This window comes from Saccharothrix longispora (genome assembly GCF_031455225.1).
GTDB lineage: Bacteria > Actinomycetota > Actinomycetes > Mycobacteriales > Pseudonocardiaceae > Actinosynnema > Actinosynnema longispora.
Genome location: NZ_JAVDSG010000001.1, coordinates 2,956,818 through 2,982,640, shown reverse-complemented (window position 1 = coordinate 2,982,640; position 25,823 = coordinate 2,956,818). Strand labels below are relative to the sequence as shown.

Genomic DNA, 25,823 nt, shown 5'->3' with positions numbered 1-25,823 from the left:
AGCTACACCACGACCTCTGCCCACACGGTCTTGTGGTCGACCCGGGGCGTCACGCCCCACAGCGAGGACAACCGGTTGACCAGCAGCAGACCCCGGTGCCGCGGGTCCGCGGCACCCGGCCTCCCCAGCACCGGCAGCAGGTGGGGACTGGCGTCGTCGACCGCGACACGCACCAGCGCCCGGTCGGGCGAGCGGAGCAACCGGACCCTGCGCGGCCCGGCGGCGTGCTCGAACGCGTTGGCCAGCAACGCGTCGGCCACCAGCAGCAGGGTCGAGAGCCGTTCCGGGCTCACATCGGGGAAGCTGCCGGTGATCCACCGCCGCGCCCGGTGCAGCGGGAACCCGCCCTCCCGGTCCAGGTCGATGTGGTCACAGGGCGGCTCGACGACGTCCACAAACCGTGCCTTTCCAGCATGAAACACACCCTGTGGTCTCAAGGCGTGGGGGTCAGGTTCCCACAGTCGCGGAATTCCCGGACGCCGCCGTCACCCGCCCGGGGGTTGCGGTGACGGGGCGGGGTCGGACGGGGACGGGGAAGGCCGCCTCGCGTGCGGCGCAGGACAGGCGACGGTCCGGGGGGACGCCGTGCCGACCCGGCGCCCGTGGGGAGTGCGGTTCGGCGGGTGTCGCCGGCACCGTCCCGGTCGGCACGGTGCCGGCCGCATTCGTCCCCGATGAATGTGCATATTCCTCGTTGGAAGTGGTTGTGGCGGTCGCCGGTCCACTAGGCTTCGGCGGCGGTCGGAGCGCGCGGGACGAACCGCTCAGCGGGTCCGCGTCGATCCGGGACCGCGGTCGATCACGTCGTCGCCGGGGAGGGACGTGACCACTTCTGCCCACTCGGCCGTCACGCCCGTCGACGGACCGCCGGGTGTGCCGCACGACCGCGGCCTCCGCCGGGTGCGGCGCCTGACGACCGCGTTCGCCTGGATCGGCGGAGTCGTGTTCGCGGTGCGGCTCGCGCAGGCCGGTGGAGTCGCCGGCGGTGTCGCGTCGGTCGCCGTGGCGCTCGTCCTGGGCGGGTGGCTGCTGTGGCCGGAGGAGGACGGCTGGGGCACCGCGTTCGCGGAAGCCGCCATCGTCGTGACCGGTGTGCTCGTGCTGCCGGGTCCGCAGCCGGTGCTGGGTTTCCTGTTCGGCGTCACCGTCCGCCGCGCCCTGCTGGACGGCGCCGGCCGCTTCCCGGCGAAGGCCACGTGCCCGGTGCTCGGGTACCTGCTCGGGTTCGGCGCGTCCGTCGTGCTCGACGCCCGGCACGCGGCCCCGCTCGGACCGGAGCTGCTGGCCCCGGCGCTCATGCCGCTGCTCGGCCTGCTCATCGGGACCGCGGCCCTGCACGAGACGGCGCGCGCCGCCCACCTGGCCGAAGCGGCGCGCCGGCACGCCGACGACGCGCACCGCACCACGGAGGCCGTCGTGCGCGCCAGCCCGGTCGGCCTCGCGCTGCTCGACGGCGACGGGCGACCGGAGCTGTTCAACGACCGCGTGGCCGAGTTGCTCGGCTGGGCCTCGCCGGGGACCGTGCCGTGCCCGCACGGCCAGGACATCACCGGCTGCCCCGTCGGGTGCGCCCGGGCGGGGGAGGAACCGGTCGAGCTGCGCGTCGACCGGGCCGGCGGCGCCACGGCCCTCACGCTGCACCCCACCGGTGTCGGGGACGACTCGCGGCCCGGTCGCGTCGTGGTCGCGGTCGTGGACGTCACGGCCCGCCGCGCGCTGGAGGACGCGCTCCGCGAGCGCTCCGAGCGCGACGAGCTGACGGGGCTGTTCGGGCGCCGCCACTTCCTCGGCCTGGTGGACCGCGCCCTGGCCGCCGGCGCCCGGGTCGCCCTCCTGCTCGTCGACCTGGACCGCTTCAAGGAGGTCAACGACACCGCCGGGCACCAGGCCGGCGACCGGCGCCTCGTCGAGGCCGCCGGGCTCCTGCGGTCGGCGACCGGTCCCGACGACGTGGTCGCCCGCCTCGGCGGTGACGAGTTCGCCGTGCTGACGGCGCTTCCCGGCGACGGCGACGACGGCGTGCCGCCGGCCGAGCGGGTGCTGGCCGCGCTGGCCGGGCCCGGCGGTCGCGCCATCCGCGCGAGCATCGGCATCGCCGTGCCGGGGCGGGCCGGCACCGGCCGGACGTCGGAGGACCTGCTGCGCGACGCGGACGTGGCCATGTACGTCGCCAAGCGCGAGGGCGGTGGAAGGGCCAGGCTGTTCGAGCGGGCCATGGGCGAGGACGTCGCGGCCCGGCAGCGCGACCAGGCCGACCTGCGCGCCGCCCTGACCAACGAGGAGCTGGTGCTCCACTACCAGCCGATCATCGACCTGGCCGAGGCGCGCACCACGCACGCCGAGGCCCTGGTGCGGTGGCGGCACCCGGGTCGCGGGCTGCTCGGTCCGGACAGGTTCATCGGCCTGGCGGAGGAGACCGGCCTCATCGTGCCGCTCGGCGCCCACGTGCTGCGCAGCGCGTGCGGCCAGGCGGTGCGCTGGCAGCGCGGCGGTCACCCGCTGGGGGTCGCGGTCAACGTCTCGCCGTGGCAGTTGGCGGGGGAGGCCTTCCCCCGCCAGGTCGACGAACTGCTGACCACGACGGGACTGGAGGCCGGCCTGCTCACCGTGGAGGTCACCGAGTCGGTGTGGGCCGACGAGGCGGCCATGCGGGTGCTGATGGACGTCCGGGACCTGGGCGTGCGCATCGCCCTGGACGACTTCGGCACGGGGTACTCGTCGCTGAACTACCTGCGCCGCTACCCGTTCGACCTGGTGAAGATCGACAAGTCGTTCACGGACGGCCTCGGCGAGGACGACCGGACCGAGGGCGTGGTGCGGTGCATCATCGACCTGGCCGCGGTGCTGGGCGCGCGCACGGTGGCCGAGGGCGTCGAGACCCCGGACCAGGCGCGCTGGCTGCGCGACGCGGGGTGCGGCTACCTCCAGGGGTACCTGTTCGGCAGGCCCGACCTGCCGGAGAACTGGCGCCCCGGCCTGCTGACCGAGCCCCAGGGGCTGCCCTCGACGTGAGCGCGGGACGAGCGCGCCTGCGCGGCGGAGACCGGGCCCGCGTAGTCGTCGTGGTCGAGGTGCGGAGCCGAGTCGGACGGTCGAACCGATCACCGCGGCCCGCCGTCCTGCCGAATGAAGAAGTTGTCATGACAGGAAAAGTTGTCATAAGCTGTCCCCGACCTCGAACACCCCGACCCCGACGAGCGGAGACCGCCGTGTCCTTCCAGGCCTACCTCGACACCATCGAGAGGAAGACCGGCAAGACCCCGGCCGAGCTGCTGGCCGAGGCCGGTGCACGCGGCTACGGCGCGGGCACGAAGGCCGGGGTGGTCCTCGACTGGCTCAAGGCGGACTACGACCTGGGGCGCGGGCACGGGATGGCGCTGTACCACGTGCTCAAGAACGGCACCGGGATCGGCGACAAGCACGTCGGCGGCGCCGGCAGCCACCGGGACGAGTCGGCGACGCTGCGCGTGGACGGCATCGCCAACCGCTGACGGCCGAGCGCCCGCGCCGCGCCCGCCCCGGGGGACGCACGCGACGCGGGACGACTGGCGGGAAGCCCTACTCCCGACCTCCGGCCCCCTCGCGCGGAGGAGGCGCGGTGACGAAGAGGGTGAAGTCCTCGCGGGCCTTCGCGTCCACGGCCAGGGGCAGGCGGATGCGGCCGGAAGCGACCGCGTCCCGCACGGCGGACCGGCTCAGGCCGAACCCGGCCGTCAGCAGCTTCCCGACCCGCACGGGCACCGGGAGTTCGAACCTGACGACGACCTCCAGCGGCGTCGGGTCGTCGGGTCCGAACTCGTAGAACGGCACGTCGGTCTCCAGTTCCCACGTGCCGCTCCAGTCGAGCCGGTGCCCGGCCCGGCCGGCGAACGCCGCGTCCGCGGTCAGCCGCCGCACCATCGCCGGGTCGTTGCCCTCGAACGCCAGCAGCCGCTCGTGGTCGAGCGACCGCACGCGGACGCGCTCGTGGACGGGGACCTTCGACGTGCGCCCGCACAGCTCGCAGCGGATCAGCAGCCAGACGTCGAGGAGCTTGCCGTTGGCGTTCACCCGGAACTTCCCGGTGGGGTGGTGACGGGTGGACCCGCACGACGCGCACGCCTTGACGATGGTGGGCAGGCCCAGCTCCCTGACCACCCACAGCGCTTTCCGGTCGATGCCGCCGACCTCGACGGGCACACGGGTACTGCGGAGTTCACTCACGGCTCGGGTCGACCCCCGGGTATGCGGAGGCGGCGGCGGGCAGCGCTTCCGCGCGCCGCGGACCGCCTCTCGGAACAGTGGCGTACGGCCGGTGCCGCGAGAGCGGAGCACACCGGCCGGCACGACGTGGCACATCACGTCGTGTGACGGAAACCCGCGCTCGTCACGAGGCGCGGGCTTCGGGAGGCACGCCGGGGAGGGACGGGGAAGCGACTCCGACCCGTCCTCGTCCCGCACGTGCGCCACTGCCTACCGGTACATGGCCGCCATGATGTTCGACCGGGGGACCACCGGCAACGGATTTTCCGGGAGCCGCCGCTCCCTGCGCTCAGCCCGAGGCGAGGGCCGCCACGCCCGGCACCGGGGCCGCCGCGACGACCACCGCCGTGGAGGTCATCGCGGGTCACCACTCCCGTCCTCGGCCGCCGCCGCACCGCACCGCGGGCACACCGGGGCCGGTTCGCCGTCGGCCAGGAAGCCGCACTCCGGGCACACCCGGGACAACCAGCACACCGGGTCGCCGCCGTCGCCGCGGTCGTGCCGCGACACCTCGGCGGGACCCCCACCGGCCTCTGCCACCGACCTCACCTCCGCTCCACGACCCTATGCCCCACCGGGCCTTCCCCGGTGGGGCATAGGGCGGTCGGCGCGCGTCCTACTGGGTCGGGTCCCAGGCCATGAGCAGGTCGAACAGGCGCCCGTCGCCGTCGAGCCCCAGGGAGTCGACCGGGATGCGGCCGTACAGGGCCAGGACCAGCTCGCCGGCCGTCCCCCGCAGCGAGGCGTCGACCGCGCCCTCGCCCGGCGTGCGGAGGGGAGCGGTCCGCGCGCCGTCGGCGGAGAGCCACAGGCGCCAGGAACGGCCCTCGGTGGCGTGGTAGTCCACGGTGGCGGGTTCGTGCGGCCAGGGGGCCGTCGTCGCGCAGCAGGTGGTGAGGAACTCGTCGACGCCGTCGAGCGCCGCCTCGACCGGCAGCGGCTCCGGGACGCCCGCGGTGACCTGGGCGTCGTAGGTGTGCACCACCATCTGCTGGAGCTGGTGCCGGGCGACGGCGCCGCAGGTCCGCGGCGACTGCGAGTCGCCCCACCACGTCCAGCAACCGCGGTCCGGACCGGCTTCCCGCAGCGCGTCGACCAGCAGCCCCGTCGATTCGGCCAACCAGGCCGACACGGCGTCGCGCTCCCGGGGCGCGGTGCCCGCCGGCGCGGGCGCGGGGGCGTCGGCGGGTCCCGCGGCGACGGTGGCGGCCCAGGTGCGGCGCCCCTCTCCGATGTGCCGCACCAGGTCGAACAGCGTCCACTCGGGGCAGGTCGGCACCTGCGCGTCGAGGGTGGGCGCGGAGTCCACCGCGGCCCGGAACGCGATCGACCGCTCGTCGATCAGCCGCAGCAGGTCGGGGAACGCCAAGGTCTCTTCCACCGCGGCTGTGTACCACCTCGTTCCGCGGCGGAACAGCGATTATCCCCGAACCGGAGCGCGCCCCGGTTCGGAAACCGGGTGCGGGCGGCCGGCGCGGTGGTGTGTCATCGGGGCATGGCGATCATGACGCGCACACCGGGCGTCGACGGGGTGGACGAGACGGCGGGCGTGCTGCGGGAGTGGCAGCACGACGGTGCGCCGGTGCAGCTGCACCCCGGCGACCTGGGCTGGTTCCGGCGGTTCGGCGCGGAGGCGACGGCCGCGGCGGTGCGGACGTGGAGCAGGGGCGGACGGGTCCTCGCCGTCGGGCTGCTGGACGGTCCCGGGTTGCTGCGCCTGACGACCGCGCCGGACGCCCGGCGGGACGAGGAGCTGGCGCGGCGGTTGGCGGAGGACGTGACCCGGCCGGAGCGCGGCGTGCTGCCGGCGGGCGGGGCGCGCGTCGAGGCGCCGGTGGACGCGCTGCTGCACGACCTGCTGTCCGAGGGCGGCTGGGGTGTGGACGAGCCGTGGACGCCGCTGCGCCGGGACCTGGCGGAGCCGGTGGAGGACCCCGGTGCGCGGATCGAGGTGATCGGGCCGGGGCGGGCGCACGTGCGGGCCGCCGTGCAGCGGGCGTCGTTCGACGGGTCGACGTTCACCGACGGGCGGTGGCGCGCGATGGCGGCCGGGGCGCCGTACGCCGACGCCCGGTGCCTGGTCGCGCACGACGAGCGGGGCGACGCCGTGGCGGCGGTGACCGTGTGGTCCGCCGGTCCGGGCCGGCCGGGGCTGCTCGAACCGATGGGCGTGCACCGGGACCACCGCGGTCGCGGCCACGGCAGGGCGATCACCGTGGCCGCTGCCGCGGCCCTGCGGGGACTCGGCTCGTCGAGCGCCGTCGTCTGCACGCCGGGTTCCAACGCGGGCGCCGTCGCCACCTACGCGTCGGCGGGCTTCCGTCCACTCCCCGAGGTCCGGGACCGGGTCCGCCCGGCGGTCGACCGGCGCACCTCCGAGGAGCCCTGAGGCCGGGTCACGCGACGGCGGTCCCTCCAGTTCTACGACCAGGCCCGGGATCGCCGGCCCCGTCACCCCGAGCATCGTCGTGGTCGGCGCCACCCCGGCGGCGCCCAACCGCGACGCCGGCACGCCGTAGTGCCGGAACAGCAGGTCGACGTCGGTGGTGAAGACGGTGAGCCGCACCAGGTTCGCGAGGGACATGCCCGCCTCGCCGAGGACGGCCTCCAGGTTGTCGAGGCTCAGCGCCAACTGCGCCGCCAGGTCATCGGCGTGCAGGGGTTCGCCCTCGCCGCTCATCGCGGTCTGCCCGGAGCAGTACAGGGTCCGGGTGGCCCCGGAGACGACCTCGCCCTGGTCGTACCCCATCGCCACCGACCACGTCCACGGGTTGACCGCCGTACGCTCCACAGCCACACCAGCTCCCTTCGATCGACAGCACGCCCGTCGGCTCGGCAGCCGCTCGTGTTGATGTTTGCCGGAAGCCTCCCTACGAATCACGACAGCCTGTGTCGTGCATTCCGGTGGCTTCTCCGCGTGCGCGCCGACCGGTTGGTCTCGCTGGTGCTCCTGCCGCGCCGGCACGGTCGGCTGTCCGCGACCGCGCCGGCCCGCGAGCTGGAGGTGTCCACCCGCACCGTGCTGCGCGACGTCGAGGCGTTGTCCGCGGCCGGTGTCCCGGTGTACGCCGAACGCGGCCGGCACGGCGGGTTCGCGCTGCTGCCCGGTTTCCGGACCGAGCTGACCGGGTTGAACCACGACGAGGCGCCGGCCCTGCTGGTCGCCGGATCACGGCGCGGCGCGCAGGCGTTCGGCCTCGGCGCGGCGCTCGCCTCGGCCATGCGCGAGGTGGTCGACGCCCTGCCCGAGAGCTACCGGGCCACCGCGACCGGCGCGGCCGAGCGGTTGCCCGTCGACCCGGAGACCGATCTCCTCTCACGCCGGCCGCCGGCCGAGGAGGTGCCCGACGACACGGTGGCGGTGGTCCGGCGCGCGGTGTTCGCCGGGCACCGGCCGCGCATCCGCTACGCGGCCGCGGGGCAGGCCCCGCAGTGGCGCACGGTGGACCCGATCGGCCTGGTCACCGCCCGCGGGCAGGGTTACCTGCCGGCCACGAGGTCCGGCGCGGACCGCACCTACCGGCTGTCGCGGGTCCTGGCCGCCGAGGCGCTCCCCGAACCCGCGCGGCGACCGGACCGGGTCGACCTGGACCGGGTCCGGCAGGAGCGCGGCACGCGGTTCCGGACCGGCGGCGACCAGGTCGCCGTGCTGGTGCGGGTCGACCCGGCGCGACCGCGCCGCCGCGATCGCCGCCCACTACGGCGAACCTGCCACCCACCACCGGACCCCCGCCGACACCCCCGCCGCCGACGCCCGGCCGCGCCACGATCGGAGCGCGACCCAGGCGTCCCGCCGCAGCCACTGCTGGTCGGTCCCGCCGCCGCAGGTCCACTGCACGAGCTGCGCGCCGTCGGTGGTCGATGCCCGGAGCACGTCCGGGCACTTGCCGCTGTGCCGCGCGACCAGTCGCACGTGCCCGCCGCGCGCGTCCTCGAACCGCCACTGCTGGTTCGTGCCGCCGTGGCAGGTCCACTGGACGACGCGGGTCCCGTCGGCGGTGGCCGACGAACCGCCGTTGACGTCCAGGCACTTCCCGCTGCCGACGTCGACCACCCGGGCGTGGCCGTCGCCCTGGTCGCGCACCCGCCGGTGCTGGTCGGCCCGGCCGTTCGGGGTTCACTGGACCACGTCGCCGCCTTCTGCCGTAGAGGCGTCGAACACGTCGGCGACCTTGCCGCTGTGCCGCGCGGTGAACGTCTGCGCGACCGGGACCGGCGCGGTGGTCCGCGGGGTGAGCCGGTAGAGGCCGGAACCGTGCGCGGGCAGCGAACGCGCCAGCGTGCCGGTCACCGCGCCGAGGCTCGCGCCCGACCACAGGTCGACCGCCGTCGCGGACCCCATGCCGAGTTCGGCGAGCGGGAGCGACACGGTCGCCGTGCCGCCGCCCCGGTTGAACAGCGCGACGTACCGGTCCTGGCCGCCCGGCACGTCGGCCGTCCAGATCGTCTGCGTGCCGGAGTGGAGCTGCCGGTTGTTCGTGCTGCCCTGGTCCACGGCCAGCACGGCGGCGTTGGTCATCAGCGCGAGTTCGGCGGGCCGGTTCTGCGTGAGGTCGCCACCCCACATCAGCGGTGAGCGGGTGATGGACCACAGGGTCATCAGGGTGCGCTGCTCGTCGGCGGTCAGGTTCGAGTAGCGGGGTGGTCCGACCGGGCCCTGCTGGGACAGCCGGCCGATGGGGATCATGTCCGGGTCGGGCCACGCGCCGGGCCCGCGGTGCGGTGTCCAGGCGTGCAGCCGCTCGAACAGGGCGTCCAGCCCCGCCCAGTCGTCCCACAGGTCGTTGACGACGCGCCACATGGTGGCGTTGGCGGCGACGTGCGCGCCGTTGGCGGTCGACGTCGGGCCGGGGGAGAGGCTGAGCACCATGGGCCGCCCGCTGCGCTGGATCGCCAGCCGGTAGCCCTCGACCTCGGCCTGCCGGTAGGTCGGCGCGGCGATGTCGTCGACCTTGACGTAGTCCACGCCCCACGAGGCGAGCAGCCGGAACTGGGCGTCCAGGTACGCCTGGGCGCACGGGTTGGCCATGTCGAGGCCCCAGTTCAGGTTCAGCCACGCCGCGGTGGTGCCGTTGTCGATCTTGTTCGCCCGGCAGCTCGTGCCCGGCACCGGCAGGTTGTCCGCGACCACTTGGCGGGGGATGCCGCGCATCAGGTGCACGCCGAACTTCAGACCGCCCGCGTGGACGTGGTCGGCCAGCGGCTTGAAGCCGTTGCCACCCGCCGCGGAGGGGAAGCGGGTGGTGTCGGGCAGCAGCAGGCCGTTCGCGTCGGTGCGCAGCCTGGGGCGGAGGTCCGCGTCCTGGCTCGGCGGGCCGGTGCCGCTGCCGGGGCGGTACCAGGCCCAGTCGACGACGACGTACTGCCACCCGTGCTGCCGGAGGTTGTCGCGCATGTAGTCGGCGTTGGCCTTGACCTGCGCCTCGGTGACGTTCCAGTTGAAGGAGTCATAGCTGTTCCAGCCCATCGGCGGGGTCGTGGCGACCCCGTTGTCCCACGCCATCGCGGGCTCCTCCGATCCGGACACGAGGGTCGCGGCGACCAGTGCGGCGGCGACGATCGCCGCGCCCTCCGCCGCGCGGACGACGTTCGGGTTCCGTCCACACCCACCTCCCCGTGGTCGGGTGGGCGCACGCCGCCCGCCGTGGACACCGGCGGGCGGCGTGGGCCGCGCGGCACGCGGGCGCGCCCGCGTGGTCACGCGTTGCGGACCAGCCTCCAGCGGTTGTCGGCCGAGCCGTTGTCCGAGTCCTGGACCGCCTGCGCGCCCTGGGCGGTCGAGCCGCCCTGGATGGCGAGCAGCTTGCCGCTGTGCACGTTGCGGATCTTGTGGGTGCCGTCGCCGTTGTCGACGAGCGTCCACTTGTGGTCGGCGGTGCCGGTGTCCCCCCACTGGAGCACGCGGGCGTTGTCGGCGGTGGACATGTTCTCCACGCCGAGCACCTTGCCGCTGTGGACGTTGCGGAAGCGCACGTTGGCGCCGTCGGGGACCATCTGCCAGTTGTGGTCGGCGGTGCCGGTGTCCCCCCACTGCAGGGCCAGGCCGCCGTCGGCGGTGGACATGTCCCGGATGCCCAGCACCAGGCCGCTGGCCGCGTTGACCAGCCGGTAGCTGCCGCTCCCGCCGCCGCCGCCGGTGCTCCAGTAGACGGTGTAGTTGAAGCCGTGGGCGTCGTGGAACGGGCCGAGGTTGACCGTCGCGCCGTTGGCCCGCGCGGTGAACGCGAGTGCCGAGCCGCTGGTGCGGGTGATGGAGCCGACGTCGAGGGAGGGCGGCGCGGACAGCGCGGTGTTGCCGTAGTTGCCGGCCAGGACGGCCGGGCCGTAGGTGACGGCGACGACGTTCGGGTTGTCGTTGGCGGGCACCGTGACCACCCGCATGGGCAGGCGCAGGGTGACCACGTCACCCGAGGTCCACGACCGGGTGAGCGACGCGTAGCTGCCGGGCGTGGCGGCGACGTTCTGCGCGACGCCGTTGACGACGATCGTCGCACCGCTGGTCCACGACGGGATGCGCAGGCGCATCGTCCACGACCCGCTCACGCTGCCGGTCACGGTCAGCGTGGTCGTGTCGCTCGCGGGGTAGGTGGTGCTCTGGGTGACCGTGATGCCCCGCTGCGACCAGTTCAGCACCGACGGCACGTAGAGGTTCACGGTCAGCGTGGTGCCGTTGTGGAAGTAGACGGAGTCCGCCAGCTTGGTGTTGGTCTCGATGCCCGTGCCCTGGCAGCACCAGAACGTGGTGTAGTCGGTGCTCCAGTTGCCCCCGCCCCAGGCCGGACCGGTGTTGCCCCGCCGGTGTCCGGGGTTCAGGCCGGTGAAGTAGCAGAAGTGCCCGTGGGCGTCGGCCGGGTTCTGCTGGCCGATCAGGTGGTTGAGCAGCGCGCGTTCGTAGTAGTCGAAGTAGGCCGCGTTGTTCGGGTCCAGCAGCCACAGCTCACGGGTGAGCTTGAGCATGTTGTAGGTGTTGCACGCCTCGGCCGTGTCGGTGTTGAGGTACGCGGCGACGGCGTTGGGGGCGCGGAAGTGCTCCGCCTGGCTGTTGCCGCCGATCGCGTAGGTGTGCGCGCCCACGGTGATGGCCCACGCGTTGCGCGCGATGTCGCGGTAGCGGGTGGTGCCGGTCGCCTTGTACTCCCGGGCCGCGCCGATCCACTTGGGCACCTGCGTGTTGGCGTGCAGGCCGTTGAGCCGGTCCTGGTTGGCGGCGAGCGGGTCGAACACGGCGGCGTGGTCGAAGCGCTGCGCGGCGGTGAGCCACCTGCTGTCGCCGGTCTGCTGGTACAGGTCGGCGAGCACGGCGTTCATGCCGCCGAACTCGGTGCCCAGCACGCGCTGCATCTGGCTGTAGGACAGCCGGCTCGTGCGCCAGTCCACCCACCCCGCGAACCGCAGCAGCACGTCGCGCGCCTGGGTGTTGCCGATCAGGCGCCACACGTCCAGCAGGCCGGCCAGCGTCTTGTGCAGCGAGTAGTACGAGACGGCCTTCGGGCTGCCCGCCTCCAGCGCGTCGAGGTCCGACTCCGGGAACCCGGAGAGGTAGCCGGTGTTGAACCCGGCCGCCGCGTTGTTCGCCTGGCACTTGGCCAGCTCGGCGACCATGCGGTTCGCCTTGTCCCGGCACGTGGTGTCGCCCAGCACGACCCACGCCTGCGCCCACGCGGTGAGGAAGTGGCCCTGGCTGTGGGTGCGGAACGGGAAGTTCGGCGCCTCCCAGCCCCCCAGCGCCGCCGCGCCGTTCGTCGACAGGCGGTGGTTGGCGCGGAAGTTGTAGAGCAACCGGTCGACGTCGACGAACCGCAGGTACGACAGGGTGCGGTTCTGGTTGTCCAACCAGCGGCCCGAGGTCAGCCGGGCCTGGCCGAGGTCGAACGGGTGGGCCGAGACGCCGATGTCGGCCCGGACCGGCGGCACGGCGTCGGCCGCGGCGGTCCCCTGGAGGAGGCCCGGTGCCGCGGTCGAGGCGGCGGCGACGCCCGCGGCCTGCAACAACGTGCGGCGGGTGAACCGTGAGGACGACATGGGACTACCTCATTCCTGCATCGTCGTCGTTGACGGCGACCACGTTCACGAGTGGTCGACCCGAATGGGTCGGTAGCCACTTCGAAAGGATCGGTGCAGGGCCCGAAGGTAACGACGACGACGATGCCCGTCAATGATTTGTGCAGGCTGATGTGATCGCTCACCTGAGCGGACGAGTCCCAATGATCAAGTACTTGGACGTGCTGCGGTGCCGGTCAGAGAGCTTCACATTTCGCGCTCTATGGAATCGGGAAACTGGCTTGCAACCTCGTAATTGTTAAAGCGTTAGCGTTAACAACGACTTCTTTGTGCCTTGTCGGTCGTTCGACGGCGTTCTCGCGGCGCGGTCTCCGAAGCGCCTCGGCGAATCGGCTGGTAGGCGCGGCCACGGTCGCGCCGGCCGACGCGCCCCACCGGCGCCCGGCCTCCCGCTAGCCCCGGTTCAGGAGGCCCTGGCCCGGCAGGCGCAGGCGGGCCCAGACGACCTTCGCGTCGTCGGTCCGACGCACTCCCCAATCGTCGCTGAGCGCCTCGACCATCTTCATGCCGTTGCCCCTGTTGGGGCCGGCGGTCGACGTGCCGAGCTTCGGGGCGGTGTCGACGGAGGCGTCCTGGACCTCGACGAGCAGGTCGTCGCACCCGTCACGGGGGCGACGGCGCAGCCGGAGGTGGTGCGGCTCGTCGGCGTGGTCGCAGGCGTTGGAGGCCAGTTCGTGGCACACGAGTTGCACGTCCTGCACGAAGTCGTCGCCGAAAGCCTCCAGCAGGACGCGGATCCTGGCCCGCACCGCGGCCAGGTTCCCGAACCGCACCGAGGTGTCCAGGAACACCTCGCCCTCGGCCAGGCCGTGCCGGGCGGACGGCCTGTCGGGGACGGGACCGGGGGGAGGGGGCATCGGTACGGGGCCTTCTTCCGGAGATGAGGCGACCATTCTCACGTGGCGGTCACCCGGGGGTACCCGTGATCGCCGGGCGCACGCCTCACACCGACCCCTGTCCGGGGCCTCCGGGACGCCTCGGCGGGGCATCACCGGTTGGGTGCTGCGGACAAATGTGGGACTGTAGTCCCACACAGCCCACATCCGGGCTGTTCACCTGCGGTTTCGCGGAATCCGGCCCGCAGGCGTGACCGCGGCGCGGCAGCGGACGGCTCCTGGTCCCGGCCCCGTTCCCGTTTCCGGCGTCATCCGCACCGCTCACGCCGTGCCCCGAACCCGCCACCCGGGTGGCGGGTCCGGTCGGCCCACCACCTCCCAGGGGGAGTCCCATCAGCACTTCCGATCTGTTGTCGCCTTCCGTCGGCGCCCCGCGCGCGCTCGCCGACGTGTACGGCCGCGGTGTCGCCGTCTCGGCGCGACCCGCGTTGGAGGCCGCCGTCCCGGCGAGCAGGCACCGCACCACCCGCGACGCGCTGTCCGCCAGGCCGGTCGCCATCGCCGCGGACACCCCGCTGATCTGCAGCGCCGGTGGCACGGACCCGGCGCTGCTCGCGCAGATGCGCGACGGCGGCCTGCCGGTCGGCACCGACCTGCGCGAGTTCCGCACCGAGGCGGAGTTCGCGGCCCGCGTGACCGAGGCGAGGTTGGACGGACTGCTCCTCGCGATGGAGTACCCGCTGCCCACCTCGCTGTGCCCGGACGAGGACGCGGTCAAGACCGCGCGCCTCGTGGGCCTCCTGAACAACAAGGCGACCATCGGCACGCTCGTCTCGCCGCGCTTCCAGGCGCGGCGCGGAGTCGTGTCGCGCGCCGACCTGGCCGAGGCGGCGCCGGCGGGGGAGTCGTGGGTGCTCAAGGCCGCCACCGACGACGCGCACGGCGCGAGCCTCGACGTCTACCTGCACCGGGCGGGCGACCGGGTCGTGCTGCCGCTGTTCGCCGACGTGCTCGACGAGTTCGTGGTCGAGGAGTACCTGCACCTCCTGCGCAACTGGGGCGTCCAGCTCTACGTCGGCACGGACGCCGTGGCCCGGTTGCTCGCCGTCACCGAGCAGCGGGTCGACGAGGCCGGGGTCTACGTCGGCGGGCTGTTCGGCACCGTCACCCAACCGCCCGCCGAACTGCTCGCCGAGTGCGTGGCCATCACCCAGCGCGCCGCTGATATCGGCTACCGGGGGTTGTGCAGCCTGGACTGCGCCCAGACCGCGGACGGCCGGCTGGTGATGCTGGACCTGAACTTCCGCATCACCGGCGGGTCGGTCCCGCTGCTCGCGCTCCAGTCGATCCGGCCCGACGCGCTCGACGGCCCCGCCGAGTCGGTGAAGCTGCTGGTCGCCGCGCCCCTGGCCGATCTGCTGGCCGAGTTGCGCCCGGCGTTGGCGGCCGGCGGTCTGCTGGTCACCTCGGGCCACGACACCGCGCGCACCGACGACCGCGCCCGGCAGAGCACCCTGCAACTGCTGGTGCACGGTGACGACCCGGACGACGTGAGCGCACGTCGGCGCGCCCTGGAGGCGAAGGTCCGCCGCTGACCCGCGGCCGGTCCGGTCGGCGAGGGCTTCCCGGTGCCCGACCGGTCGCCGTAGGGTCGGCGTCGTGGACTGGCTCGGTTGGCACGACGACTACGACCGCCCGGGTTCGCCGTTGGCGCTGCGGTTGCGGGCCGTGCAGGCGCAGGTCCGGGCCGCCTTGGACGACAGCCGACCGGGGCCGCTGCGGGCGATCAGCCTGTGCGCCGGTCAGGGGCGCGACCTGCTGGAGGTGCTCGCCGGGCACCCGAGGCGGGACGACGTCCGCGCGCGCCTGGTGGAGCTGGACCCGCGCAACGCGGGGATCGCGGTGGAGGCGGTGCGGGCCGCGGGCCTGGTGGGGGTGGAGGTGGTGACGGCCGACGCCTCGGCCACCGACCACTACCTCGACCTGGCGCCGGCGGACCTCGTGCTGGTCTGCGGGGTGTTCGGCAACATCACCGACGAGGACGTCGAGCGGACCGTCGACGCCTGCACCCGGTTGTGCGCGACCGGCGGCACCGTGGTCTGGACCCGGCACCGCGGCACCCCGGACCTGGTGCCGTCGATCTGCGGGTGGTTCGAGCAGCGCGGTTTCGACCGCCACTGGCTGTCCGGGCCGGACGCGGGCTTCGGCGTCGGCGCGCACCGCTTCCGCGGTGAACCGGGGCCGTTGGTCGCGGGCGGGCGCATGTTCACCTTCGTCGGGTACGACCGGCTGCCCTGAGCGACCGTCCCGCCGCCGACCCGCGGCTCTACCGGGTCCATCACGTGAACGTGTGTTCGCACACCGATCGGGTACTCGTCGCGAACCGTGACCGTCACGGTGGGTGCCGACCGAGCGGGCGAGGTGCAGCGACATGGTGCTCATTCCCACGTCACCCGGCCCGGGCGTCGACCTGGTGTCCCGGGCGTTCGGCGCGGTGCTGGGCGCGGTCCGGGCGCTGCCCGATGCCGTCGCCTCGGGCGCGACGGGGCTGTGGCCGCCCGGCGCGCTGGTGAAGTCCGAGGTCGGGCAGCGGGTGATCGGGTTCGCCAACGGCGCCTTCGGCGACCGGGTGGCCCCGCGCGGCGACACGCTGCCCTCGGCGATGTCCCTGCGGCTCGACCACCGCCGGGTCCGGCTGGACCCCGCCTCGCTCGCGGCGGCCTACCCGTCCGCCCGGGGACGCCTGGTGGTGTTCCTGCACGGGCTCGTGGACACCGAGCGCTCCTGGTTCCACGCCGACGAGCCCGAGAAGGGCTGCTCCGGCACCGACTTCGGCAGCAGGCTCGCCGCCGCCGTCCCGTGCACGCCGCTGTACCTGCGCTACAACTCCGGCCGCCACGTGTCGGACAACGGCCGCGAGCTGGTCGACCTGCTCGACGAGCTGGTCGGGGCGTGGCCGGTGGAGGTCACCGACATCGTCCTCGTCGGTCACTCGATGGGCGGGCTGGTGGCGCGCAGCGCCGCGCACCAGGCCCACGAACGGGGGGCGCGCTGCTCGTCGCTGGTGACTCGCCTGGTATGCCTGGGCACGCCGCACGCCGGGGCGCCGCTGGAACGCGCCGTCGCCCGCACCACGGCGGTGCTCGAAAGGCTCTGGCCGGCCGCTCCGCTGTGCTGGCTGCTGGCGTTGCGCAGCGACGGCATCAAGGACCTGGCGGAGGGCTACCTGCACGAGCACCAGTGGGCCGGTGGGGACGCGGAGTGCCGGGAGGACCCGGCGCCGCCGGCCGGCGTGCGGCAGCTGTTCGTGTCCGCGACCCTGTCCCGCTCCGAGGACAGCGCGTTCAGCCGCATCATCGGCGACCTGCTGGTCGACCCGGTCAGCGCGGCCCACCCCGAGCTGGACGCCGACCGGCGGTGGCTGGGCGGGCTGAACCACTTCGACCTCCAGCGCCACGACAGCGTCCACGAGACGCTGCTCGCCTGGCTGCGCGAGACCGGGTAGGGCGCGTTCGCCCCGGTCCGACAGGGCCCGGCCCGGTCACCGGTCGGGCGGTCCGCCGTCCGGTCCGGGCGACGGGCGCGCACGGCGGGGACCACCCGGCAGCAGGCGCGCCAGGAAGGCGGTCGTGCCCCCGGCCCGGTCCAGGGCGCGGATGCGCGCGGCGAACTCGCGGTCCTCGTCCTGGAGCCGCTCCGCGATGGCGCGGAAGCGCTGCCGCTCGAACTCCTCCCACGCGGTGGGCGTTCCGCGCTCCACCGGGCGGGTGGCGCCCGGCGCGAGGTCGTCCCCGCGCAGGCGGAGCAGGCGCGCGCTGTGCCGCCGCTGCGCGCCGTATCCCAGGGCGAGCGCCCCGGTGGCGAGCGCGGCCGGGACGACCGTCACCCACCGCGCGGTGCCGGGGACGCCCAGCAGCAGGCCGATCTGCACGAGCCACAGCGACCACCGCATGTCGGCACCCCCTCTCGGTCGCGGGCCGGCGTCGCCGGTTGGTCTCATGGTCACCGGCACGGCTGACGGGGAACAGGCCCGACGCGGGCCGAAGCCAACGCCCTCGATTGCCGGGTTCCGGCAAGTGCTGTGAGACTGGTGTCATGGCACGAACCAGGCGGACCTCCGCGCGTGACGACCGGTCGGACCTGTTGGCGGGTATCGCGGAGCGGGCGAGCCGTGATGCCCACGGCGTTCCGGCGGACCTGATCGGGGAGTACGTCACGGATCTCGACGAGGTCAGCGCGACGCGGGAGTCGTTCGGCGCGGACAGGTTGCGGGTGCGCCACGACGTCGGCTCCCGCGCGGCCGAGCGGGGCATCCCCCTGCGGGGCGTGATCGACCTGCACTTGAGCGCCACGTGGTTGGCGTGGCCGTTGTTGACCGGTGTGCGGGGGGCGGGGGACGCCGACGCGGTGCGGGCGGCGGGTGAGGCGGTGCTGCGGGCGGCGGACGCGGCGGTGATGGCGGTCACGGAGGGGTACGAGAAGGCGCAGCGCTGGTCGGTGCGGCAGGAGGAGTCGTTCCGGCGGGAGTTCGTGGACGACCTGCTCGACGGGCGCAACCTGGGGCGGTTGGCCGAGCGGGCGGAGCGGTTCGGGCTGCGGCTGGCCGGCAGCAACGTGGTCGCGGTGGTGCGGGCGGCGGAACCGGTGGTCGACGGGGGCGAGGTGGCCAGGGCGGTGGAGGCGTCGCTGCACCTGCGGCTGGACTCGCGCGACGTCCTGGTGACCACGAAGAGCGACCTGCTGGTGTGCGTCGTGCCGGGGACCATGGTCGCGGTGATCGACGAGTTCGTGCGCCAGGTGACCGGTGCGCTCGGCGCGGGCGCGGCGTGGTCGGTGGGGGTCGGGCGGGCCCAGTCGGGGCCGGGGGGCGTGGTGCGGTCGTTCGAGCAGGCCAGGTACGCGGTGGACATCGCGGGCCGGTTGGAGCTGCCGGGCCGGCAGCACCGGGCCGAGGACCTGCTGGTGTACCAGGTGCTGTTGCGCGACAGCGCCGCGCTGGCCGACCTGGTGTCGGTCGTGCTGGAACCGCTGCGCGGCGCGCGGGGTGGTGAGCAGCCACTGCTCGACACGCTGTCGGCCTACTTCGCCTGCGGCCAGGTGGCGACCGCCTGCGCCCGGGAACTGCACGTCGGCGTCCGCACGGTCACCTACCGGCTCCACCGGGTCAAGGAGTTGACGGGGTACTCGGTGGACGACCCGTCGCAGGCGCTCTCGCTGCACGTCGCGGTCCTCGGCGCGAAGCTGCTCGGCCTGCCCGCGGACGCCGAGCAGGCACCGTGACACTCCCGTTGCCGGAATCCGGCAACGGGGGAGCCCGTGAGGTGGCCGAATCCGCGCGTTGTCGTCATCTTCACGGCAGGGGAACATTGGTGCAAGGCCGGAACGGGGGTGTACCGGCCGCACGGGGGCCAACCCGTGAAGGGCGGTTTCCCGGGGAGGGGAAACCGGGCCATCGCACCGGAGTGCAGCCGAGGGCGGCGCACTCCGGTGCGCCCGTTCGCGCTTCCACCCCGACCACGGCCCATGTGCCCGGTGCTTGCCGCTATTGATACCTAGCACTACTATGCCTCGCACATCCAGGGTTCGACGTGTGCGGAGGAAACCGGTGAAAGTCGCCAAGGATCTCGTGGCCGCCTCGGCGACGCCGATGGTGCTGGGCATCCTGGCCGAGGAGGACAGCTACGGCTACGCCATCCTCAAGCGGATCAACGAGCTGTCCGGGGGCGAGCTGGACTGGACCGAGGGGCTGCTCTACCCGTTGCTGCACCGGCTCGAACGCCTCGGGCACGTGGAGTCCGACTGGCGGTCGGTCGCCGGTGAGCGGCGGCGCAAGTACTACCGCGTCACCGACAGCGGCCTGGCCGAACTCGCCGAGCAGCGCCGCCAGTGGGCCGCGGTCGTGAACACGCTCAAGGAGGTCTGGCGCGGCCCGGACGGCCCCGGGCTGCTGGTCGCCATGCCGACGGGGGGCTGCGCGTGACGAGCGGTTCGGATGGCGGGGAGGGGCTGGAGGCCCAGTTCGACCAGTGGCGCCGGTACGTGGAGCGCCGCAGGGAGCTGCGGCAGCCCGACGTCGAGGAGCTGGAGGACCACCTGCGCGGGTCCGTCGACGAACTCGTCGACGCCGGTCTGCGCGCCGACGAGGCGTTCCTGGTCGCGGTCAAGCGCATGGGCAGCCTGGACGAGCTGTCCCGCGAGTTCGCCCGGGAGCACTCGGAACGGCTGTGGAAGCAGCTGGTGCTGACCGGCGGGACCGACGACCCGGCGGAGGGCGCCACGTCGCGGCGCGACCTGCTCGTGGCGGTCGGCTGCGCGGTGGGCGCGGCGGTCTCGGTCAAGGCGCCGGAGCTGTTCGGCCTCACCCCCGAGGCGGACGGCGCGTTCTACGGGACCAACGCCGCCCTGTTCGCGCTGCCCTGGTTGGCGGCCTTCCTGGCGTGGCGCCGCGGCGCGTCGAAGGCGGTGGTCGGCGCCCTGGTGGCGTTGTTCGCGCTCGGCGCGGTCGCGGCCAACGCCTACCCGCTCGCCGACGAGTCGCAGTCGGTGGTCCTCACCGCCATCCACCTGCCCATCGCCCTGTGGTTCGCGGTCGGCCTGGCCTACGCGTCCGACGACCCGCGCTCGCCCCGCAGGCGCATGGACTTCGTCCGCTTCACCGGCGAGCTGTTCGTCTACTACGTCCTCATCGCCCTCGGCGGCGGCGTGCTGGTCGGCTTCCTGTTCGGGACGTTCCAGGCCATCGGGGTGTCGCCGGAGCACGTCGTCGCGGAGTGGGTGCTCCCGTGCGGCGCGGCGGCCGCGGTGGTGGTGGCCGGGTGGCTGGTGGAGGCCAAGCAGAGCGTCGTCGAGAACATCGCCCCGGTGCTCACGCGGCTGTTCACCCCGTTGTTCACCGTGGCGCTGCTGGCGTTCCTCGTCACGTTCGGCCTGACCCGGGGCGGCATCGACGTCGAACGCGAGGCGCTGATCCTGTTCGACCTCCTGCTGGTCGTGGTGCTGGGGCTGCTGCTCTACTCGATCTCGGCCCGCGACCCGCTGGCCCCGCCCGGCCTGTTCGACAAGCTGCAACTCGCCCTCGTGGTCAGCGCGCTGGCCATCGACGTGCTGGTGCTGCTGGCGATCACCGGCCGCATCAGCGAGTACGGCACCACGCCCAACAAGGCGGCGGCGCTCGGGGAGAACGTCATCCTGCTGGCCAACCTCGCCTGGTCGGCCTGGCTGCTGCTGGGCCTGGTCCGCCGGCGCCGGCCGTTCACGGCGCTCGAACGCTGGCAGACCGGCTACCTCCCGGTGTACGCCGGGTGGGCGTGGGTCGTGGTGCTGGTCTTCCCGCCGCTGTTCGACCACCTCTGACCCGGCGGTGCGCGGACGAGCCGGGCGTCCGGGTCACGCCGGAACGTCCGCGCGCTCCTCCGCCCACACCACCGGGGCGATCCCGCCCGCGGCGGCCAGGGCGCGGTGCAGGGCCAGTTCGGCGGTGGGGCCCTCGGCGAGCACGATGCCGGTGCAGGACCGCTGGTCGGCGAGGTGTTCCAGCACGTCACCGGGGCTCGCGGTCGGGTACCACTCGGGGGCGCCGGGCAGGTCGGCGAGGCGGTCCAGGCCGCTCCAGCCCTCCAGCACGCCGGCTTCGCGCGGGTAGACCAGCACGAACCCGGTCGCGGGACCACCGCCGGCCGCGCCGTCGAGCAGGTCGGGTGGCGCGCCCAGGGCGACCTGGACCATCGACGCGTAGGCGTTCACGCCCAGTGACCGGCACAGGGCCTCGCCGACCAGGGCGCCGCCGATGCGGGCGTTGACCTCGACCACCTCGGGGCCGTCGGTGGTGAGGACGAACTCGGTGTGCGCGAAGCCGCGCTCGTGCCCGGCGACCGCGAGGACCCGGTCGATCCACGTCCCCAGCCCGCGAAGGTCGTCGTCGGGGAAGGCGACGGGGAACGCCGCGGCCTCCTCTCGGCGCGCGGGTTCGGGGGAGACGACGCGGCTGAGCACGCCGAGCAGCCGGGTCCGCCCCCGCCAGGTGATCGTCTCGGCGCTGTAGAGCGGGCCCGCGAAGTACGGTTCGGCGATCAGCCGGCCCTTGAGCGCGGTGCCGGCGGCCTCGCGCAGCGCGGTGTCGCGCTCGGCGGGGGAGCGGCACAGCCACACCGCCCGGGACGACGTGCCGGCGGAGTCCTTGAGCACCAGCGGGAACGCGTCGGCCGACGCCGGGTCCAGCGGGCCGCTGCGGCTCAGGCCGTGCTCGTGCAGCAGCGCCCGCACGGCCGCCTTGTCCCGCAGGGTCCGGACGGCCTCGGGGGACGGGCCGGGCAGGCCCAGCCGGTGGGCGAGTTCCGCGCCGGGGAGCGCCCAGGTGTCGGTGGAGCTGATCAACCCGGCCAGGTCGGGCAGGTCGCGCAACGCCCGCTCGCACGCCGCGACGTCGGTGGTGTCGATGTCCACCACCCGCAGCCGGTCCGGTCCGAGCCGGCTCAGCTCGTGGGTGTAGATCGACCGGTCCCCGGTCAGCAGGACCAGGTCGTGGCCCGCGTCCCGGCCGGCGTCCGCGAGGCGGCCGAGGCCGAAGGTGAGCGCTTCGAGCAGGGCGATGGTCACGGCACGGGGTCCTTCCGGCGTTCCTGGGTGGGGACGAGCGGGCCGCGGGGGCGGCGCGCCCAGTCGATGGCCGCCCACGGCGGGGTCAGCTCGTCGAGCGAGGCGATCTCGACCGGGGCGAGGTCGGCGGGGTCGAGCGCCTCGCGGTGGCGGGCGAAGACCCGCTGGGTGTAGCGGTGGCCGGTGTCGGCGCCGATGACGACGTGCGTGCGGTCGGGGTGGCGGGCGGCCTCCCACCGCGCGACCAGGTGCGCGGCGCCGGTGGACAGGCCGGCGAACACGGCGTGCTCGCGCAGCAGGCCGATGGTGGCGGCCATGGCGTGCCGGAAGTCCAGCCAGTGGACGCGGTCGTAGAGGTCGTGGTGGACGTTGTCGAAGTGGATGGCGCTGCCGATGCCCGCGATGATCGCGTCGGGGTCGGTGAAGCGCTCGCTGCCGAACGTGACGCTGCCGAACGGCTGCACGCCCACCAGCAGGGTGCGCGGGTCGTGCTCCCGCAGCGACCGGGTGAGGCCGCCGGTGGACGCGCCGGTCCCCACGCTCCCCACCACCGTGAGCTGCTCGCCCGGTAACGCGCCGCGCAGCAGGTCGGCGGCCTCGGCGTAGCCCAGGTGGTGCACGTCGTCGTGGTACTGGCGCATCCAGTGCAGGTCGGGGTCGCGGGCCAGCAGCTCGCGGACGCGGGCCACCCGGCGGTTCTGGTCCAGCCGCAGGTCGTCCGACGGCGGCATCTGGTCCACGGTGACGCCCAGGACCTCCAGCTGGGCGCGGATCGTGTCGTCGACCGTCGTGGAGGCGACGATCCGGCAGCGCAGGCCGTGGCGGTGGCAGGCCATGGCCAGCGCGAGGGCGTAGATGCCGCTGGAGCTGTCCACCAGCGTCTGCCCGGGCCGGATCACGCCGGCGCCGAGGAGGTGGCGGACCGCGCCGTCGGCGGCGTAGACCTTCAGCGTCTCGAACCGCATCAGCACGACGTTCGGGGCGAGGCGGACGAGCGCCGGCGCCTTGACGGCGTCGGTGATGTGGTCGTGGACCGGCGGTGTCGCCGCGTCGGTGGTGCGGTTCGAGGTCATCGTCGGCCCTTCCGCGTGCTGCACCGTTCCGGTCCAGTGGTCGGTGGCGACGGCCCGCCGGTTCCCGGAACACCGGGATCGGTGCGCGGCGGTGGCTCCCCGGGATCGCCTACCCCGGGAGTCGTGCCGCCGGGACCCCCGGTTCCCGGGTCCGGCCGAGGAACCTGACGTGGGGGTGCCCGTCCTCGACGGTGATCCGGGTCCGGACGCCGTAGACGTCGGCCACCAGGTCCTCCGTGAGCACCTCGGCCGGTGTGCCGGCGGCGACCACGCGGCCCGCGCGCAGCACGACGAGGCGGTCGCAGAACATCGCGGCGAGGTTCAGGTCGTGCAGCGCGACCACGCCGGTGACCGGCAGGGACCGGACGAGGTCGAGCAGGTCGAGCTGGTGGGCGACGTCGAGGTGGTTGGTCGGCTCGTCGAGCAGCAGCTCGCGGGGCCGCTGCGCGAGGGCGCGGGCCAGCTGCACGCGCTGCCGCTCACCCCCGGACAGGGTGTGCCAGGACTGGTCGGCGCGGTCCGCGAGCCCGGTGGCGGCCAGCGCGTCCCGCACCGCCGCGGCGTCCTCCCCGGACTCGCCCGACCACGCGCGGCGGTGCGGGATGCGCCCGAGGCGCACGACGTCGCGCACGCTCAGGTCGACCTGGGTGTCGACCTGCTGCTCGACCACGGCGACGCGGCGGGCGACGGCGCGGCGGTGCAGGGAGCGCAGCGGTTCGCCGTCGAGCGTGACCACGCCCGTGTCGGGCGTCAGGAGACCGGCGAGCAGGCGCAGCAGGGTGGACTTGCCCGCGCCGTTGGGGCCGAGCAGCCCGAGCGTGCTGCCCGGCTCGCACGCCACGCTCACGCCGTCCAGCACCAGGTGCCCGCCCGCGGTGCGGGCCACGCGCTCGGCCGCCAGCGCCATTAACGCCTCCGGGTGCGGTAGAGGACGACCACGAACGCCGGGACGCCGATCAACGAGGTGAGCACGCCGACCGGCACCTCCTGCGGGTCCAGTGCGGTGCGGGCCAGCGTGTCGACCCAGACCAGGAACACCGCGCCCGCCAGCGCCGAGGCGGGCAGCAACCGGGTGTGCCCGGCGCCGACCAGCGCGCGTGCGGCGTGCGGCAGGACCAGGCCGACGAAGCCGATCGCGCCGGTCGAGCTGACCAGCGCGGCGGTGAGCAGCGCGGTGGCGCACAGCAGGACCAGGCGGGTGCGCAGGACCCGCACGCCCAGCGCGGCGGCGGCGTCCTCGCCGAACGCGAACGCGTCGAGCGCGCGGCCGTGGCCCAGGCACACCGCCAGCGTCACCGCGAGCACCGCGGCGCAGGCGCCGACCTCGCCCCACGAGGCGCTGGCCAGCGACCCGAGCAGCCAGAACAGCACCCCCTTGGTGGTCTCGGCGTCCGCGGCGGTGAGCACCACGAACGAGGTGAGCGCGGAGAACAGCTGCATCGCCGCGACACCGCTCAGCACCACGCGGTCGAGCTGCCCGCCCAGCAGGTGGCTCAGCCCCAGCACCAGCGCGAACGACACCACCGCGCCCGCGAACGCGCCCGCCGACAGCGTGACCGCGCCGCCGCCCACGCCCAGCACCACCACGAGCACCGCCCCGGTGGACGCGCCGGAGGACACCCCGAGCACGAACGGGTCGGCCAGCGGGTTGCGCAGCAGCGACTGGAGCACCACGCCGCACACCGCGAGCCCGGCGCCGCACACCGCGGCCAGCAGGGTCCGGGGCAGCCGCAGGTGCCAGACGATGCCGTCGCGGATGGGCGGCAGCACCGGTCCGGTGCCGCGCAGGTGCGCCCACACCGTGCGCCACACCTCGCCCACCCCGATCGAGGCCGGGCCGATGGTGATGGCGACCGCGATCGAGACGACCAGCAGCCCCAGCCCGGCCGCGCACCAGGCGGCGCCCGCGGTGGTCCGCGCGCGGGTCGGCGCGGTCGTCACCCGAGCGGCCCGAACCGCCGCAGGGCCTCGGCGACGCGCTCCACGCCCTCGACGGTGCGCATGGTCGGGTTCAGCGCCTGCCCGCTCAGCGCGACGTACCGCTTCTCCCGCACCGCCCGCATCCGGGAGGTGACCGGGTTCGACTCCAGGAACGCGATCTTCGCGCCGGCGGTCTCCGCGGTCTGCGACCGGCGGGTCAGGTCGCCGATCACCAGCACGGCGGGGTCGCGCTCGGCGACGGTCTCCCAGTTGACCTGCGGCCACTCCTCGCGGGTGTCGTCGAAGACGTTGCGCGCGCCCAGCGCCGCGGTGATCACGCCCGGTGCGCCGCAGCACCCGGCCAGGTAGGGCGACTCGGAGTTGGCGAACCAGTACAGGACGCTCGCGCCGGAGGCGTCCAGCCCCTCGGTCGCGGCGTCCAGCCGCCGCCGCAGGCCGGCCACCAGCTCCTCGCCACGTCCCTCGACGGCGAACAGCGCCGCCAGGTCGCGGATCTCGCGGTAGACGTCGTCCATCGTCAACGCGGTGGCGCGCACGCCGTCGCCGTCCCCGCTGTTGTCCTTGGCGCCGCAGTCCGTCGGCGAGAGGTAGGTGGCCACGCCGAGCTTCTCGAACTGGTCCCGCGTGGCGACGCCGCCGGTGCCCAGGACGGACTCGAAGGAGGCGGCGACGAAGTCCGGTTCGGCCTCCAGCACCCGCTCGAACGACGGCTTGTTCTCCGCGAGGCGCGGCACCCGGGCGTTGGCGTCGGCCAGCTCCGGCAGGACGGGGTCGGTCCAGGTGGCGGTGCCGACCATCCGGTCCGCCAGGCCCAGGGCCAGCATGATCTCCGCGCTGCCCTGGTTCAGCGCCACCGCGCGCCGCGGCGGTTCGGCCACCCGCACCGTGCGACCGCAGTTGTCCAGGGTGCGGCCGGGCGTGGTGGGGGCGTCGGCGGGCGGACTCCCGCACGCGGACAGCACGAAGGCCGTGATCAGGGCGAGCAGGGGTGGACGAGCAGGTCGTGCGTGGCGCACAGCGGAGATCCTCAGCGTCGAGGGCCCGGTCGCGGAGCCCGATCGTGCGGTGGCCCCGC

General features: G+C 74.3%; 23 protein-coding genes and 2 pseudogenes. 10 read left to right on the top strand and 15 right to left on the bottom strand.

Annotated features, from left to right (window positions below; all coding sequences use genetic code 11):
• Positions 1–2 precede the first annotated feature (2 nt).
• Positions 3–395: an ATP-binding protein gene (locus J2S66_RS12100; protein ID WP_310307049.1), complete on the bottom strand. Its 393-nt coding sequence runs from the start codon at positions 393–395 to the stop codon at positions 3–5.
• Positions 396–822: 427 nt separating this feature from the next.
• Between J2S66_RS12100 and J2S66_RS12095 the strand changes: the two genes are divergently transcribed.
• A complete protein-coding gene (locus J2S66_RS12095) occupies positions 823–3,012 on the top strand; it encodes a putative bifunctional diguanylate cyclase/phosphodiesterase (RefSeq protein ID WP_310307048.1) in 2,190 nt (729 codons plus the stop codon).
• Between the two features lie 197 nt (positions 3,013–3,209).
• On the top strand, positions 3,210–3,491 hold the full coding sequence (locus J2S66_RS12090; RefSeq protein WP_310307047.1) for a DUF4287 domain-containing protein: 282 nt from the start codon (positions 3,210–3,212) through the stop codon (positions 3,489–3,491).
• A 67-nt stretch (positions 3,492–3,558) separates the two neighbouring features.
• Here J2S66_RS12090 and J2S66_RS12085 read toward each other — a convergent pair whose 3' ends face one another.
• From J2S66_RS12085 to J2S66_RS12075, 3 genes are all read right to left on the bottom strand, one after another.
• Positions 3,559–4,179, bottom strand: a complete 621-nt coding sequence (locus J2S66_RS12085) for a DUF1062 domain-containing protein (protein WP_310307046.1) — start codon at positions 4,177–4,179, stop codon at positions 3,559–3,561.
• 417 nt (positions 4,180–4,596) lie between these two features.
• A complete protein-coding gene (locus J2S66_RS12080; RefSeq protein ID WP_310307045.1) occupies positions 4,597–4,782 on the bottom strand; it encodes a hypothetical protein in 186 nt (61 codons plus the stop codon).
• 76 nt (positions 4,783–4,858) lie between these two features.
• Positions 4,859–5,623: a maleylpyruvate isomerase family mycothiol-dependent enzyme gene (locus tag J2S66_RS12075; protein ID WP_310307044.1), complete on the bottom strand. Its 765-nt coding sequence runs from the start codon at positions 5,621–5,623 to the stop codon at positions 4,859–4,861.
• A gap of 114 nt (positions 5,624–5,737) precedes the next feature.
• On the opposite strand from J2S66_RS12075, the gene J2S66_RS12070 reads away from it, so the two are divergent.
• Positions 5,738–6,631 (top strand): GNAT family N-acetyltransferase, encoded by an 894-nt coding sequence (locus J2S66_RS12070; RefSeq protein ID WP_310307043.1) that lies wholly within the window; start codon positions 5,738–5,740, stop codon positions 6,629–6,631.
• Positions 6,632–6,652: 21 nt separating this feature from the next.
• Here the strand turns inward: J2S66_RS12070 and J2S66_RS12065 are convergent.
• A pseudogene (locus tag J2S66_RS12065) lies at positions 6,653–7,033 on the bottom strand (RidA family protein); the annotation flags it as partial.
• Positions 7,034–7,159: 126 nt separating this feature from the next.
• On the opposite strand from J2S66_RS12065, the pseudogene J2S66_RS12060 reads away from it, so the two are divergent.
• Positions 7,160–7,915, top strand: a pseudogene (locus tag J2S66_RS12060) (helix-turn-helix transcriptional regulator); the annotation flags it as partial.
• 24 nt (positions 7,916–7,939) lie between these two features.
• On the opposite strand, the gene J2S66_RS12055 reads toward J2S66_RS12060, so the two are convergent.
• The 4 genes from J2S66_RS12055 to J2S66_RS12040 form a co-directional block, all read right to left on the bottom strand.
• Positions 7,940–8,326 carry an RICIN domain-containing protein gene (locus tag J2S66_RS12055; RefSeq protein ID WP_310307042.1) on the bottom strand — a complete coding sequence of 129 codons (387 nt, stop codon included), beginning with the start codon at positions 8,324–8,326 and terminating at the stop codon, positions 7,940–7,942.
• A gap of 33 nt (positions 8,327–8,359) precedes the next feature.
• Complete coding sequence (locus tag J2S66_RS12050; RefSeq protein ID WP_310307041.1) at positions 8,360–9,745, bottom strand: glycoside hydrolase family 27 protein; 1,386 nt, start codon at positions 9,743–9,745, stop codon at positions 8,360–8,362.
• A gap of 194 nt (positions 9,746–9,939) precedes the next feature.
• Positions 9,940–12,264, bottom strand: coding sequence for a beta-L-arabinofuranosidase domain-containing protein (locus tag J2S66_RS12045; RefSeq protein WP_310307040.1), 2,325 nt, complete (start codon positions 12,262–12,264; stop codon positions 9,940–9,942).
• Between the two features lie 431 nt (positions 12,265–12,695).
• Positions 12,696–13,160, bottom strand: a complete 465-nt coding sequence (locus J2S66_RS12040) for an ATP-binding protein (protein ID WP_310307039.1) — start codon at positions 13,158–13,160, stop codon at positions 12,696–12,698.
• Positions 13,161–13,549: 389 nt separating this feature from the next.
• Here J2S66_RS12040 and J2S66_RS12035 point away from each other — a divergent pair, with 389 nt between their 5' ends.
• The 3 genes from J2S66_RS12035 (at position 13,550) to J2S66_RS12025 (ending at position 16,644) form a co-directional block, all read left to right on the top strand.
• Positions 13,550–14,734 carry a hypothetical protein gene (locus J2S66_RS12035; protein WP_310307038.1) on the top strand — a complete coding sequence of 395 codons (1,185 nt, stop codon included), beginning with the start codon at positions 13,550–13,552 and terminating at the stop codon, positions 14,732–14,734.
• 64 nt (positions 14,735–14,798) lie between these two features.
• Positions 14,799–15,437 (top strand): class I SAM-dependent methyltransferase family protein, encoded by a 639-nt coding sequence (locus J2S66_RS12030; RefSeq protein WP_310307037.1) that lies wholly within the window; start codon positions 14,799–14,801, stop codon positions 15,435–15,437.
• A 133-nt stretch (positions 15,438–15,570) separates the two neighbouring features.
• Entirely contained in the window at positions 15,571–16,644 is a 1,074-nt protein-coding gene (locus J2S66_RS12025; protein WP_310307035.1) for an esterase/lipase family protein, read from the top strand.
• A gap of 36 nt (positions 16,645–16,680) precedes the next feature.
• On the opposite strand, the gene J2S66_RS12020 is transcribed toward J2S66_RS12025, so the two are convergent.
• Entirely contained in the window at positions 16,681–17,091 is a 411-nt protein-coding gene (locus tag J2S66_RS12020) for a hypothetical protein (RefSeq protein WP_310307034.1), read from the bottom strand.
• A gap of 143 nt (positions 17,092–17,234) precedes the next feature.
• On the opposite strand from J2S66_RS12020, the gene J2S66_RS12015 reads away from it, so the two are divergent.
• From J2S66_RS12015 to J2S66_RS12005, 3 genes are all read left to right on the top strand, one after another.
• On the top strand, positions 17,235–18,419 hold the full coding sequence (locus tag J2S66_RS12015) for a PucR family transcriptional regulator (RefSeq protein ID WP_310307033.1): 1,185 nt from the start codon (positions 17,235–17,237) through the stop codon (positions 18,417–18,419).
• A 325-nt stretch (positions 18,420–18,744) separates the two neighbouring features.
• Entirely contained in the window at positions 18,745–19,119 is a 375-nt protein-coding gene (locus J2S66_RS12010) for a PadR family transcriptional regulator (RefSeq protein WP_310307032.1), read from the top strand.
• On the top strand, positions 19,116–20,492 hold the full coding sequence (locus tag J2S66_RS12005; protein WP_310307031.1) for a permease prefix domain 1-containing protein: 1,377 nt from the start codon (positions 19,116–19,118) through the stop codon (positions 20,490–20,492). Before J2S66_RS12010 ends, J2S66_RS12005 begins: the two co-directional genes overlap by 4 nt.
• Before the next feature lie 33 nt (positions 20,493–20,525).
• Here the strand turns inward: J2S66_RS12005 and J2S66_RS12000 are convergent, their stop codons facing one another.
• From J2S66_RS12000 to J2S66_RS11980, 5 genes are all read right to left on the bottom strand, one after another.
• Positions 20,526–21,734, bottom strand: coding sequence for an ATP-grasp domain-containing protein (locus J2S66_RS12000; RefSeq protein WP_310307030.1), 1,209 nt, complete (start codon positions 21,732–21,734; stop codon positions 20,526–20,528).
• On the bottom strand, positions 21,731–22,807 hold the full coding sequence (locus tag J2S66_RS11995; RefSeq protein ID WP_310307029.1) for a pyridoxal-phosphate dependent enzyme: 1,077 nt from the start codon (positions 22,805–22,807) through the stop codon (positions 21,731–21,733). Before J2S66_RS11995 ends, J2S66_RS12000 begins: the two co-directional genes overlap by 4 nt.
• 109 nt (positions 22,808–22,916) lie before the next feature.
• On the bottom strand, positions 22,917–23,714 hold the full coding sequence (locus J2S66_RS11990) for an ABC transporter ATP-binding protein (RefSeq protein ID WP_310307027.1): 798 nt from the start codon (positions 23,712–23,714) through the stop codon (positions 22,917–22,919).
• Positions 23,714–24,748, bottom strand: coding sequence for a FecCD family ABC transporter permease (locus tag J2S66_RS11985; protein ID WP_310307026.1), 1,035 nt, complete (start codon positions 24,746–24,748; stop codon positions 23,714–23,716). The genes J2S66_RS11990 and J2S66_RS11985 overlap by 1 nt, the downstream gene beginning before the upstream one ends.
• On the bottom strand, positions 24,745–25,764 hold the full coding sequence (locus J2S66_RS11980) for an ABC transporter substrate-binding protein (protein ID WP_310307025.1): 1,020 nt from the start codon (positions 25,762–25,764) through the stop codon (positions 24,745–24,747). Before J2S66_RS11980 ends, J2S66_RS11985 begins: the two co-directional genes overlap by 4 nt.
• Positions 25,765–25,823: the final 59 nt, after the last annotated feature.

Coding starts and splice junctions, on each gene's coding strand:
- J2S66_RS12070 (WP_310307043.1), top strand. CDS start 5,738: ATGGCGATCATGACGCGCACACCGGGCGTCGACGGGGTGGACGAGACG.
- J2S66_RS12050 (WP_310307041.1), bottom strand. CDS start 9,745: ATGGCGTGGGACAACGGGGTCGCCACGACCCCGCCGATGGGCTGGAAC.
- J2S66_RS12045 (WP_310307040.1), bottom strand. CDS start 12,264: ATGTCGTCCTCACGGTTCACCCGCCGCACGTTGTTGCAGGCCGCGGGC.
- J2S66_RS12040 (WP_310307039.1), bottom strand. CDS start 13,160: ATGCCCCCTCCCCCCGGTCCCGTCCCCGACAGGCCGTCCGCCCGGCAC.
- J2S66_RS12025 (WP_310307035.1), top strand. CDS start 15,571: ATGGTGCTCATTCCCACGTCACCCGGCCCGGGCGTCGACCTGGTGTCC.
- J2S66_RS12020 (WP_310307034.1), bottom strand. CDS start 17,091: ATGCGGTGGTCGCTGTGGCTCGTGCAGATCGGCCTGCTGCTGGGCGTC.
- J2S66_RS12015 (WP_310307033.1), top strand. CDS start 17,235: ATGGCACGAACCAGGCGGACCTCCGCGCGTGACGACCGGTCGGACCTG.
- J2S66_RS11995 (WP_310307029.1), bottom strand. CDS start 22,807: ATGACCTCGAACCGCACCACCGACGCGGCGACACCGCCGGTCCACGAC.
- J2S66_RS11990 (WP_310307027.1), bottom strand. CDS start 23,714: ATGGCGCTGGCGGCCGAGCGCGTGGCCCGCACCGCGGGCGGGCACCTG.